The following is a 13,234-nucleotide window of genomic DNA, read 5'->3' as shown; positions in this document are numbered from 1 at the left end:
GGAAGGCAGAGAGACTAAACAAAATAATATAAATTATATTGTTTTGAGTATGTAATCTATTTTACAAACTAATATTATTTGTCCAGTAGATTATGTTATATCTAAACAATTAAAGATTGATGAACTTTAAGAGTTGAACTTGGAAAGCCGTATGCATGGAGACATGCCTGTACGGTTTGGGCGAGGGCTTATTGAAACCTGATAATATTAATTATTAAGGCGCAATTTTTCTATTCGCATCCTTCTAAGCCGTCGGTCAGGGGTTCGAATCCCTTCTCAAACGCCATATTTATAAACATTTTTTTTATATATAACTTCAAAAATAATATAGAATATAAATATATAAAGTTATAAATTTAATATTTTTTTATTTTTGACAGTTATTTTATTATTAATAATAATTTTAAAATTATTTTTTTATTATCAAATTTAAAATTTTTCAAAAAATATTTTTTTTTTGATAATGAAAAAAAAGGAGATTAAAAAATGGCAGTTCCTTTTAGAAGAACTAGTAAAACTTCAAAACGTAAAAGACGTACACATTATAAATTAAATGTTCCTAATTTAGTTATTTGTCCAGAAACTAATAATTTTGTTTTATCACATCGTATTACCAAAGATAGTGTTTATTACAAAGGAAAATTAATTTTTAATAAAAAAGAAGATACTAAAAAATAATTTATTAAATATTTTTATTAATTAATTTTGATACTTTATTTTATAAAATTAATATATATTTGAAAATATAATTTTTAAATTTTTTATTTTAATTCAATAATTGTAGTTAATAAATTTTATTCTGAAGGAAAAATTAATAAAATAAAATGAAAAAATTAACATCTCATGAAATTAGAAAAATGTGGTTAGAATTTTTTATAAAAAAACAACATTATAAAATAGAATCATCTTCCTTAATACCTGAATCAGATCGTAATTTATTATGGATCAATGCAGGTGTTACTCCTTTAAAAAAGTATTTTGATGGTTCTGAAATACCTCCTTTTTCTAAAATTGTTAATATTCAAAGATGTTTAAGAATGAATGATATTGAAAATATAGGAAAAACACCTGTTCATCATACATTTTTTGAAATGTTAGGAAATTTTTCTATAGGAGATTATTTTAAAAAAGAATCTATAAATCTAGCTTATGAATTATTATTTTCTTCTGAATATTTTAATTTTCCTAAAGAAAAAATTTATTTTACTTATTTTTATAAAGATTTTGAAACATATAATTATTGGTTAAAAAAAAATATTAATGTTGAACATTTAATCCCTTTAAAAAATAATTTTTGGCAAATAGGAGAAGGACCTTGTGGACCTTGTACAGAGATTTTTTTTGATAGGGGAGAAAAGTATGATTCTAGAGGTAAAGAGTTAATTATTAACGATATATCGAACAAACGTTTTATTGAAATTTGGAATATTGTTTTTTCTCAATATAATTGCGAATTAAATGTTTCTAGAGATAAACTTAATGAATTACCGAATAAAAATATTGATACTGGTGCTGGATTAGAGAGAATATCATGTATTTTACAAAAAACTGATACTAGTTTTGAAACTGATCTTTTTTTTCCTATTATTAGTGAAATTTCTCAATTAAGTGGTCAAAAATATAAAGGTCAAGAAATATTCAAAATTATTGCCGATCATATTAAAACTTTAGTTTTTGGTATTGCTGATGGAGTTGTTTTATCTAATGTCGGAAGAGGATATGTTTTAAAAAAAATTTTAAGAAGAGCTTTGCAAAATAGTGATTTATTATTTTCTAAAAGAAAACCTTTTTTATTTAAATTGGTAAAAGTTGTTATTGAAACTATGGAAGAATCTTATCCTTTTTTAAAAACAAAAAGGTTTTTAATTGAAAATATTATTAAAAATGAAGAAGAAAAATTTTTAATAAATTTAAAATTAGGTAAAGAACATTTTTTAAAATTAGTTAACAATAATACTATTTCTAGTGAAAATTTTTTTAAATTATATGATACTTTTGGTTTACCTAAGGATGTTATTTTTCAGTATGCAAAACAACATAATGTTTTAATAGAGGATAAAAAATTTGATTTTTTTTTAGATAAACAGAAACAATTATCGCGAAAAAGAACAAATATTAATTCTAATATGCAAAAACAGAATCCTATTTTTTTAAATTTTAAAGAAAAAAGTGAATTTATTGGTTATGAATTATTTTCAATAAAAACTAAAATAATAAAAATTTTTGAACAAGGAATTGTTTTACAAAAAACTCCTTTTTTTCCTATTATGGGTGGTCAAAATTCAGATGAAGGTATGATTGATAATATTTTTGTTAATAAAGTTATTAAATTGCCTAATGGTCAAATTTTTCATTATTGTTCAACTTTAGGTTTTACTGAAGGACAAGAAGTTTTAGCTTGTATTGATACGAAAACAAGACAAAAACATTCTATTAATCATACATCTACACATCTTTTATGTGAATCTTTAAAAAAGATATTAGGTTTTCATGTTGAACAACAAGGTTCTTTTATAGGAAATAAAATTTTTAGATTTGATTTTAATCATTTTAAAAATTTATCTTTTGAAGAAATATGCAAAATAGAAGAACAAGTTAATAAATGGATTAATGCAGATTATCCTGTTAAAATAAAAAACATAAGTTTTCAGGATGCTAAAAAAAATAATTTATTTTCTTTTGAAAATAAAATTTATGATGAAAAAAATTTAAGATTAGTACAAATTTCTGATATTTCAAAACAGTTATGCGGCGGAACTCATGTTAGTAATACTAAAAAATTACATAAATTTGTTATTTTAAATTGTACTTCTATAGGTTCAGGAATTTATAGGATAGAAGCAACTTCAGGAGACAATTTATTGTCTATAATTGAAGAAAATATTGAATATTTTTTTTCAGAAGAGAAAAAAATATTATATAAAATTAACCAATTAGAAAAAAATATAGTTGGTGATATTTTTTTAAATTTGGACAAAAAACCTTTTTTTTTAAATACTATTATTGATAGTTTTCAAAATATTCAAAAATATAAAAATTATATTAACGAATTGAAAAAATATTCAGATGAATTACAAAAAAAAATTTTTAAACAACAAGAAAAAGATATTTTAAAAGAATATATTAATTTTATTCCTTATAAATTTACAAAAAAAGAACTTATAATTATTGATAACAAAATTTTACCTGTTAATTTATTAAAAGTTCTTTTAAAACAATTATTTTATAAAATGAAAATTGATTTTTTATGTTTATTATGCAAACAAAATGAAGATAAATTTGTTTTTTTATGTCAGAGTAATAATATTGATGTATCTCTTTTTATAAAAAATGCAAAATCTTATTTAAATATTTGTGGTGGAGGAAATAAAAATTTTGGTCAAGGAAATATTTGTAATTCTCGAAAAAAAAATATCTTTGTTGAAAAATGGAAAACTTTTTTATGAATAAAAAAAATTGCTTTTTAGGATTAGATTTAGGTGAAAAAACTTTAGGAATAGCTATTTCTCAATTTGGAATACTAGCTACTAATTTGAAAACTATTTTTTTTAACAAAGAACAATATCATGAATTAATTCCTTTTTTAAAAGAAACTATTGAAAAATTTGATGTGAAAAAAATAGTTTTAGGATATCCAAAACATATGAATAATGATATTGGAATAAAAGCTAATATTAGTTTATCTTTTAAAAAAAGAATTAAAAAAAATTTTCCATTTTTAGATGTTATTTTATGGGATGAACGTTTATCTACTAAGAATTCTTTGCAAATTTTAAGAAATATTAATTGTAAAAAGAAAAATGTTAATAAATTGAAAGATGAAATGGCTGCTATGGTTATTTTGCAAAGTTTTTTGAATTATTATAATAATCAAAATTAAATTAAGAAAATAAAAAATGAATTATTATGTTTTTACAAAATAAAAAATCTTTAAAAATTAAATATTTAAAAGAATTGAAAAGAATTTCAATTCATTATAAAATACCTATTATTAGAGATGAAATTTCCAAATTTTTACAAAAAATAATTAAAGAAAATAATTTTAAATATATATTAGAAATTGGTACTGGCATTGGATATAGCGCTTTAACAATGTCTAATGAATTTAATTATATTACAACTATTGAAAGAGATTATTTAAAATATAAATTAGCAAAAAAATTTTTTTTAAATTTTAGTTGCAATATTGATTTTATATGGGCTGAAGCTTTATTTTACCAGCCTAAAATTCAATATGATTTTATTTTTATTGATTGTGCAAAGGCACAGTATGAAAAAATATTTTCAAAATATAGTTTTTTTTTAAAACATAAAGGTTTTATTGTTTGTGATAATTTAAATTTTCATAATTTAATTTTAAATGATTTAAATGTTTCAAAAAGAACAAGAAGAATAATCGTTAAATTAAAAAAATTTAAAAATTTTTTAAAAGAAAATAATAATTTTAATACTATATTTAAAAATATAGGCGATGGAATAAGTGTTTCTCAGAAAAAATAAAATTTTTTAAACATATATTTAAATAAATAAACAGGGGAATTAATAAAATATAATGGATAATAAAATGTATTATTTAACTCAATCAGGTATTGATAAATTAAAAGAAGAATTAGAATATTTAAAAAATGTTAAAAGGAATGAAAATTTAGAATCCATTAGGGAAGCTAGAGAACAAGGTGATTTAAGCGAAAATGCTGATTATAGTGCTGCTAGAAACGAACAAGCTATAATAGAATCACGTATTTTAGAAATACAAAATATTTTAAAAAATGCTATAATCATTAATACTTCTAGTAAAAATAAAGAAATTAATTTAGGTAAAACTGTGCATTTAAGATTTAATCATAATATGGAAGAAAAATCATTGCAATTAGTAGGTATTTTAGAAGTAGACCCTTCTTTAAATAAAATTTCTATAGAATCTCCTTTAGGGCAAGCTATTAAAGGATATAGAGAAGGCGATGAAGTATTATTTAAAACTGAAACAGGAAAAAAAATTCAAGTTACAATTTTAAAAGTTGAGTAGAAAAAGAATAATATGAAAAGTAAAAATTTTTTACCTAAATTTTATTATAATTCTGTTTTTGTTATTCCTTATTCTGAATTTTATAAAAAAGGAATTAGAAGTTTATTTTTTGATTTAGATAATACCTTATTAAGTCCTTCAGAAAATAAATTAACTTTACAAACTGTTAAATTATTAAAAAAATTAAATAAAAAATTTCAAGTAGTTATTTTATCTAATGCTTCCAAAAGAAAATTAGAAAAAATTATAAAATATGATTTTTTTTATGTTTATTTGAATATTTATCAAAAAAAACCTTCTCTTTTTGGTTTTAAAAAAGCTTTAAATTTAGTTAATTCATCTTCAGATAAAGTTGTTATGATTGGAGATCAATTGAGAACTGATATTTATGGAGCTAATAAAATGAAAATTATTTCTATTTTAGTTAAACCTTTAAATAGGAAAAAAGAATTTTTATTTACTAAAATTAGTCGTTTTTTTATAGAAAATGTTTTTATAAATAAAGTTAAAAAAGAAGATTCTTTGCTTTATGAAAAAAAATTTAAAAATTTTATAGAAACTTGAAATATTGAATTAATTTTTTATATTTGTTATTATTGTGTTATGATAATAGAAAAAATTTTGAAAAAAGTTCAAATAAAATTTAAAAACGATATATCTCGTTTAAATCATATTATTGGAGTTTATCAAAAATCCATTGAATTAGCTTTATTTTATAAAGTAGATATTGTTCATGCTCAAATTGCTTCTTTAATGCATGATTATACAAGAAATGAACCTTTAGAATTTCATTTATCAGTATTAGATAAAAATATTATTGAAAAATATAAAAATAAAACTTTTGTTTATCATGCTTTTAGTGCTTCTTTTGTTTTGGAAAAATATTTTGGCGTTAAAGATAAAAAAATTATAAATGCTATTAATAATCATGTTTTAGGACATAAAAATATGAATAAATTAGATAAAATTATTTTTATAAGCGATAAAATAGAAATTAATAGAAAATATCCTCAAGTTAATATATTCAGGAAAATGGTTTTTCAAGATTTAAGCAAAACTTTTTCTGAAATATTAGAATTAAATTTTAATATTCATAAAGAAAAGACAAAAATTAAAAGTTAAATAATTTTTTTAACTAAGCGCAATTAAAAATATTAAATTTTTTTAATAAAAAATAAAAAAATAATAGGTGAATTTATGCTTCGTATTATTTCTGGAAAATATAAAGGCTTTAATTTAAATTTAGTTCCTTCTTATAAGACTAAAAGTACTTCTCATTTAGTTAGAAAAGCTTTATTCGATACAATTGGTAATTCTATACAAGGAAATGTAGTTTTAGATTTATTTGCTGGAACAGGTTCTTATGGTTTTGAAGGGCGCGAAATGATGCCTAATTATCAGTGATTTCACGCATCACGAACATAATGATAATGTGTTCCTTCATATTCTTGGCTTTTGAAACGAAAGAATGAAAAGTTACAGCAAAGAATAAAAGCGGGTTGAGGAGAAATTCATATCCAATAAGATCACGCCAGAAGAATGACTCACATGGATAACCTTTATGAAAAAAGGCTAAATACAATAAAAAAGGTGTAAATGCTATAATACTAAGCAGAAATGAATTGTAACTGTTTATTAAAGTTATTTGAAAATTATTTTCAAAGATTTTCAAAATTATCAATGTTTTTGATAAAAAAACATCATAGGGTTATATCTATCTAACCTAACTTTGAACCTACCTTTATTTATATAAAATAACTTACTCTTTCATGTTATATAGATGGAAGAATAAATTATAAAAAGGTCTGCATACCTAAATGAGTCGCGTAAATAATTAGAGTAACTTCGATCTTCCTAAACTTCTCCCAGAGAAAATTATTTTCTGAAAAAAAACACAGAATAGTCTGTGGAAGCAAGGAAAAAGCAGAATCATAGTAGTCGTGAGCAATACAAAGCTTCTTTTGGAAGAAAGAAGTGGACTGACTCACCGAGGCAAAGGTTAATAACCTTTACAAGGCGAAAGAGGAAAAACAAGTTTTTAAAAAAACTTGTTTAACCGCCGAATGCTTGGAAACTTGCTTGTTCGGTGGTGTGAGGGGCTTAGATTAATATCTATTAAATAGAAAAACGGTCTAATTCTATCTCGATAAATTTAAAAAAATATAATGTAGAATTTTATTTAAGTGATGGATTTGTTAATTTAAATGAAATAGAATTTGATTTAGCAATAATTTGCGGAATGGGACCTCATACAATTATTAATATTTTAAAAAAATCTTCTTATAATGGTAAGAAATTTTTATTAGGATGTCAGGGTAAAATTTATTATTTAATTGATTGGTTAGAAAAAAATGGGTTTATTATTTTAAACTATTATGTTGTTTTTGATAAATTTTATTATGTTTTTTTAAAAGTTTTGCAGAATAATTATAATTATGTGCATTGAAAAAAAATGTTATTTCTAGTATAATATATGTTGTTTTATAAGAAAAAGTTTGAGTAGCTCAGCTGGATAGAGCAACGGGGGCGTTAGGGGCGCGAAATGATGCCTAATTATTAGTGAATTCACGCATCACGAACATAATGATAATATGTTCCTTCATATTCTTGGCTTTTTAAACGAAAGAATAAAAAGTTACAGCAAAGAATAAAAGCGGGTTGAGGAGAAATTCATAAATATCCAATAAGATTACGCCAGAAGAATGACTCGCATGGATAACCTTTATGAAAAAAGGCTAAATGCAATTAAAAGGATAATTGATAATAATTTAATAATAGTAATAATATTAATTTATAAAAATTAAGTCAAAGGTATTTGAAAATTAATTAACGTATTTTCAAAATTATCAATGTTTTTAAATAAAACATCATATGGTTAGTAATAATCTAACTTTGAACCTACCTTTATCATAAATGTAAATGAAATTATTCTTCAATGTTATATAGATTGAAGATTATTGAAGATTAAATTATATAAAGGTCTGCATACCTAAATGAGTCGCGTATATAATTAGAGTAACTTCGATCTTCCTAAACTTCTCTTAGAGAAAAAAATTCTCTTAAGAAAAACACAGAATAGTCTGTGGAAGCAAGGAAAAAGCAGAATCATAGTAGTCGTGAGTAATTCAAAGCTTCTTTTGGAAAAAAGAAGTGAACTGACTCACCAAGGCAAAGGTTAATAACCTTTACAAGGCGAAAGAGGAAAAACAAGTTTTTTTAAAAACTTGTTTAACCGCCGAATGCTTGGAAACTTGCTTGTTCGGTGGTGTGAGGGGCTTAGATTAATATCTATTAAATAGAAAAACGGTCTAATTCTATCTCGATTTCGAACATAAATGACAGAGGTCAAAATACATTAGGTACCTCATTCCTCATGATAATAGGAATACTCAACAAACTAACCTGAGTTTGAAAAAACAAAAGGGAAAATAGCATGTTTGTGAAGGAACTAAAAGAAAAAAATCGTAAACAATTTAATTATTGTTATCTTTTATGTAGTTTCGAGAGAAGATAAAATAAGGTTGAATTTTAAAAAAAATAAAGAGCAGAGAATGGTAGCAATTCTACAGCATTAGGCATGGTTGACGATAAAATTCCAAAATATACCTAATAAAGAGATGTTTGAAATAAAGGACGTTGGTATTTCATATATTATCTGACAAAATAATAAAAAAAATTTTGTTGAAAAATTCTCTTAACCAAGAGTATTTAAAATTACTCTATCATAAGACTCCAACCGCTATTTATCATTAACCTAGCATTTATAGTTACCTAAGAAGACCTAAAACCCATGATTAAACAATAAGACATCAGTTTAATCTATATTTATTAAGGAATTGAATAGGGTCATGGTTGCAGAGCCAACATAGTAGTCGTAGGAGTAATGACCTATCAGGGAAAATGGGAAAGCCATTTACAAGGCGAAGGAAGGCAGAGAGACTAAACAAAATAATATAAATTATATTGTTTTGAGTATGTAATCTATTTTACAAACTAATATTATTTGTCCAGTAGATTATGTTATATCTAAACAATTAAAGATTGATGAACTTTAAGAGTTGAACTTGGAAAGCCGTATGCATGGAGACATGCCTGTACGGTTTGGGCGAGGGCTTATTGAAACCTGATAATATTAATTATTAAGGCGCAATTTTTCTATTCGCATCCTGAAGAGCCTCGTGTCGGCAGTTCGATTCTGCCCGAAGCCACCATTATTTTTTATATTTTTTTTAATTTAATTAAAATTTTTTTAAAAAGATTAAACGTATAGCTTAAAAAATATTTTTATTATTATTTTTTTTCTCTAATGTTTTTTTTTTATAAATAAAATTATTATAATAAAAACATAATTTTTAATTATTATTAAAATTTATAATTTTTTAATTTAAAATATTTTAAAAAATATATTTTATATTATTTTAAAATATTTTTATTATTAATAAATAATTAAAATAGTATTAAATTTACTTTTAAAATTATAAATTTTGTATTAGAAAAGAAGAAATATAAAAATTGAATAAGAAAGAATTTTTTTTAAAAAGTTTTAATTTATTTGTTTTTTGGTTTATTATAATTATTTTTTATTTTAATTTATCTGGAATTTATGCTGTAAAAAACGATGAAAAAGAGGATTTGATCCCTTTGCATGATTTAAGTACTATTTTTAAAGATGGAAATATTAATGAAGTTTTTTCATCAAATTCTAATTTTTCTTTAACACCTTCTTCTTCTTCTACTGTTACTCCGATTAATGAAGAAAATAAAGGAATTAATTCAATAATTAATTCAGATTTTGTAAAAAATGAAAAAAAAGAACATTCTATGATAGGTTGGAGGGCGCGAAATGATGCCTAATTATCAGTGATTTAACGCATCGCGAACATAATGATAATGTGTTCCTTCGTATTCTTGGTTTTTGAAACGAAAGAATCAAAAGTTATAGCAAAGAATAAAAGCGGGTTGAGGAGAAATTCATATCCAACAAGATTACGCCAGAAGAATGACTCACAAGGATAACCTTTATGAAAAAAAAGGCTAAATGCAATAAACGGGGTAATTAAAATACTGAACAGAAATGAATTGCAACTGTTTATCAAAGTTATTTGAAACTTTAATCCAATAATTTTCAAAATTATCAATGTTTTTTTATAAAAAACATAATAGGTATTTTATAAACCTAACTTTGTTCCTACCTATATAAAAAAAATTTTTTCTTTAATGTTATATAGATTATAGATTGAAGCACAAATTATAAAGGTTTGCATACCTAAATGAGTCGCGTAGATAATTAGAGTAACTTCGATCTTCCTAAACTTCTCTCTTAGAAGAAAACATTTTTTTTTAAGAAAAAAACGTAGAATAGTCTGCGGAAGCAAGGAAAAAGCAGAATCATAGTAGTCGTGAGTAATTCAAAGCTTCTTTTGGAAGAAAGAAGTGTACTGACTCACCAAGGCAAAGGTTAATAACCTTTACAAGGCGAAAGAGGAAAAAGAAGTTTAGAAAAAAAACTTTTTTAACCGCTGAATGCTTGGAAACTTGCTTGTTCAGTGGTGTGAGGGGCTTAGATTAATATCTAGTAAAGAGAAAAACGGTCTAATTCTATCTCGATAACACGGGCGCGAAAGATGCCTAAATAATAAAGAATTAACGAATCTTAATGCTATTGGTGATAGTATAAGTCATATATTCGGCTTGATAAAACTAAAGTATATCGAGTTATAGCAGAATATAAAAGCTTGTTGAGGCAAATATTCTAGCCAACATGATTTAGCAAGACTAAGATTCTCATGGATAAGTTCTTAAACGAACCTAAGAGTAAAAAAAAGAGTAGTCAAAACGAGAAACTTAGTCAGAAAGAATATGAAATTACTGATAAAGAAGAGTAATTTGAAGATATTCGTGTTAGTTCTTCAAAATCACCACTTTCGATTTATGAAAGATGTTTTTAGTAACAACTCTTCTACCTACCTATAACTTAATATAATTTGATTATTCTTTTAAAGAAAAAAAGGAAAAAAGTTAAGGTTAACTCGCCTAAAAGAATCAACGTAATTATTTAGAGTAACTTCGATCTTCCTAAACTTAAATAATTTTAATTTATTTTTTTATTTACTTATTTGTTTATAAAAAAAAGATATTTTTTTAAGCAAGGAAAAAGCAGAATCATAGTAGTCGTGAGTAATTAAAAGTTTCTTGTGGAAAAAAGAAGTGAACTGACTCACCAAGGCGAAGGGTAATAACCTTTACAAGGCGAAAGAGAAAAATTTAATCGTTTTTAAATTAAAATTTTGATATTTTTTATTAAATAATCATTTTATATTTTATATTCAGAATCAAATATTGAGTAAAATTTTTTAAATATTTAATGTTTTATATTTTTTGATAATAAAAAAATATTTTTTCCTTTTGTGGAAAAAGAAACTTAATGTAAAAAAATTTATTTATTTAATAAAAGAAAGCTAAATAAAATAAAACGATTAATTTAACCGCCGAATGCTTGGAAACTTGCTTGTTCGGTGGTGTGGGGGGCTTAATTGTGATAATTCTGTATTAAAAACAGTAAAGTGCAATAATTCTATCCCGATGAATCAGGTTCAATATTATCTGATAAAGTAAAGTTGTTTTATGATATTGATTCAGTAAAAACTTTATCTTGTTTTTCTTTTCAAGAATGGCTTAATTTGAAACAATTAATTTTTTCTTTATTTGATCATCATATTCCTAAAATAAATTGTTTTTTTGATTTTTTGGATATTTCAGGCATTAAAGAAGAATTTATAGATGATAAATAGGGCGAGAAAGATGCATAAAATACTAGCAATTTAACCAATTGCAACAACTGTGATAATGTTGTACATCATATCTTTGTTTTATGGAATGAAAAGACTATAAAATACAGCAGAAGATAAAAGCGAATTGAGGTGAAATTATTTAACCAATATGATTTCGCAAGATGAAAGTACTCATGGATAAGATTTGAAATAATCCTAAGAGAAAAAAGAGATAGGTTGTTTCATCTACCTTTTGGATACAATAATTAAATTTTCCTTATTTTGTTTCATTAATTTGTTAGTAATGTAGACAAATTAAATTATCATCCTTTTTATAGGAAAGTAGACAAAAATCCACCTATATATTTTTGGAATAGGTTATCTCTCCTAAAAGTACACGGTAGTTTTTTATAGTAACTTCTATCTCTCTAAATCCCTTATTTATTAATTTATTAATTAAATAAAACACCTAAGTTGGTGGGGACAAGGGAAAAGCAAAATCATAGTAGTCGTAGGAAACTTAAAGCTAAACTGGAATGTTTTAGTATAATGGCCTACCAAGGAGAAAGATAATAACTTTCACAAGGCGAAAGAGGAAACCACATTTTTATATTATTTTTTAAAAAGATAAAGATTATTTTTTGAATATTGATTTATCAGAAATATAAAAAATATTTTTTATCGATTTATAAAAAAATTATTAAAAAGAAATATATTTTTAATAATACATATTTTATTTAGAAAAATTATCAATATATTATTGATAATAATTTGAATAATAATTAATATTAAAAATGTTGTAACCGCTACGTGCTTGGAAACTTGCTTGCGTGGTGGTGTGCGGGGCTTAAGATAATAACTTTTAAAAAAATAGCTAAACGTCTTAATTCTATCGCGATATACTAAACATCATCAAACATATATTAATAATTTAAATTTTGCTTTATCAAAATATCCTGATATACAAAAAAATGATATAACTTTTTTATTAAAAAATGTTTCTTTAATACCTGAAGACATTCGACAAACTGTTAGGGCGCGAAATGATGCCTAATTATCAGTGATTTCACGCATCACGAACATCATGATAATGTGTTCCTTCAGATTCTTGGCTTTTGAAACGAAAGAATCAAAAGTTACAGCAAAGAATAAAAGCGGGTTGAGGAGAAATTCATATCCAACAAGATCACGCCAGAAGAATGACTCACATGGATAACCTTTATGAAAGAAGGCTAAATGCAATAAACGGGGTAATTGTACTACTGAACAGAAATGAATTGTAACTGTTCATCAAAGTTATTTGAAAATTATTATATTATTGGATTTTCAAAATTATCAATGTTTTTAAAAAACATTATAGGTTTATTGTTAACTAACTTTGAACCCTACCTGCAAATAAATGAACTTATTCTTTAATGTTATATAGATGGAAGAATAA

General features: G+C 23.5%; 12 protein-coding genes and 1 pseudogene. All 13 read left to right on the top strand.

Translation table 11 applies throughout. From position 1 onward, the window contains the following. The first annotated feature begins 486 nt into the window (after positions 1 to 486). The 13 genes and pseudogenes from rpmF to FEF22_RS02275 all read left to right on the top strand — a co-directional run bounded on the left by rpmF (position 487) and on the right by FEF22_RS02275 (position 12,850). Positions 487 to 678: a 50S ribosomal protein L32 gene (rpmF, locus tag FEF22_RS00060; RefSeq protein WP_138107751.1), complete on the top strand. Its 192-nt coding sequence runs from the start codon at positions 487 to 489 to the stop codon at positions 676 to 678. A 146-nt stretch (positions 679 to 824) separates the two neighbouring features. Further along, positions 825 to 3,446, top strand: a complete 2,622-nt coding sequence (gene alaS / locus FEF22_RS00055; protein WP_138107750.1) for an alanine--tRNA ligase — start codon at positions 825 to 827, stop codon at positions 3,444 to 3,446. Next, positions 3,443 to 3,880 carry a Holliday junction resolvase RuvX gene (gene ruvX / locus FEF22_RS00050; RefSeq protein WP_246833678.1) on the top strand — a complete coding sequence of 146 codons (438 nt, stop codon included), beginning with the start codon at positions 3,443 to 3,445 and terminating at the stop codon, positions 3,878 to 3,880. The genes alaS and ruvX overlap by 4 nt, the downstream gene beginning before the upstream one ends. Positions 3,881 to 3,906: 26 nt before the next feature. Continuing rightward, positions 3,907 to 4,500 carry an O-methyltransferase gene (locus FEF22_RS00045; RefSeq protein ID WP_138107748.1) on the top strand — a complete coding sequence of 198 codons (594 nt, stop codon included), beginning with the start codon at positions 3,907 to 3,909 and terminating at the stop codon, positions 4,498 to 4,500. A 52-nt stretch (positions 4,501 to 4,552) separates the two neighbouring features. Then, positions 4,553 to 5,026: a transcription elongation factor GreA gene (gene greA / locus FEF22_RS00040; RefSeq protein WP_138107747.1), complete on the top strand. Its 474-nt coding sequence runs from the start codon at positions 4,553 to 4,555 to the stop codon at positions 5,024 to 5,026. Between the two features lie 12 nt (positions 5,027 to 5,038). Next, entirely contained in the window at positions 5,039 to 5,590 is a 552-nt protein-coding gene (locus FEF22_RS00035; RefSeq protein ID WP_138107746.1) for a YqeG family HAD IIIA-type phosphatase, read from the top strand. 39 nt (positions 5,591 to 5,629) lie between these two features. Next, complete coding sequence (yqeK, locus tag FEF22_RS00030) at positions 5,630 to 6,148, top strand: bis(5'-nucleosyl)-tetraphosphatase (symmetrical) YqeK (RefSeq protein WP_138107745.1); 519 nt, start codon at positions 5,630 to 5,632, stop codon at positions 6,146 to 6,148. A gap of 75 nt (positions 6,149 to 6,223) precedes the next feature. Continuing rightward, positions 6,224 to 6,400: pseudogene (locus FEF22_RS00025) on the top strand (RsmD family RNA methyltransferase); the annotation flags it as partial. 745 nt (positions 6,401 to 7,145) lie between these two features. Beyond that, complete coding sequence (locus FEF22_RS00020) at positions 7,146 to 7,472, top strand: tRNA (adenine(22)-N(1))-methyltransferase TrmK (protein ID WP_138107743.1); 327 nt, start codon at positions 7,146 to 7,148, stop codon at positions 7,470 to 7,472. Between the two features lie 2,066 nt (positions 7,473 to 9,538). Further along, on the top strand, positions 9,539 to 9,880 hold the full coding sequence (locus FEF22_RS00015) for a hypothetical protein (RefSeq protein ID WP_138107742.1): 342 nt from the start codon (positions 9,539 to 9,541) through the stop codon (positions 9,878 to 9,880). Positions 9,881 to 11,518: 1,638 nt separating this feature from the next. Beyond that, complete coding sequence (locus FEF22_RS02220; RefSeq protein ID WP_282595951.1) at positions 11,519 to 11,641, top strand: hypothetical protein; 123 nt, start codon at positions 11,519 to 11,521, stop codon at positions 11,639 to 11,641. 2 nt (positions 11,642 to 11,643) lie between these two features. After that, entirely contained in the window at positions 11,644 to 11,817 is a 174-nt protein-coding gene (locus FEF22_RS00010) for a hypothetical protein (RefSeq protein WP_210352252.1), read from the top strand. An 865-nt stretch (positions 11,818 to 12,682) separates the two neighbouring features. Beyond that, positions 12,683 to 12,850, top strand: coding sequence for a hypothetical protein (locus FEF22_RS02275; RefSeq protein WP_138107752.1), 168 nt, complete (start codon positions 12,683 to 12,685; stop codon positions 12,848 to 12,850). The last annotated feature ends 384 nt before the right edge of the window (positions 12,851 to 13,234 follow it).

The organism is Texas Phoenix palm phytoplasma (assembly GCF_005774685.2).
In the GTDB taxonomy this organism is placed as follows: domain Bacteria; phylum Bacillota_I; class Bacilli_A; order Acholeplasmatales; family Acholeplasmataceae; genus Phytoplasma.
Note: the sequence above shows the minus strand (reverse complement) of the source record. Positions and strands in the feature narration are given on the sequence as shown.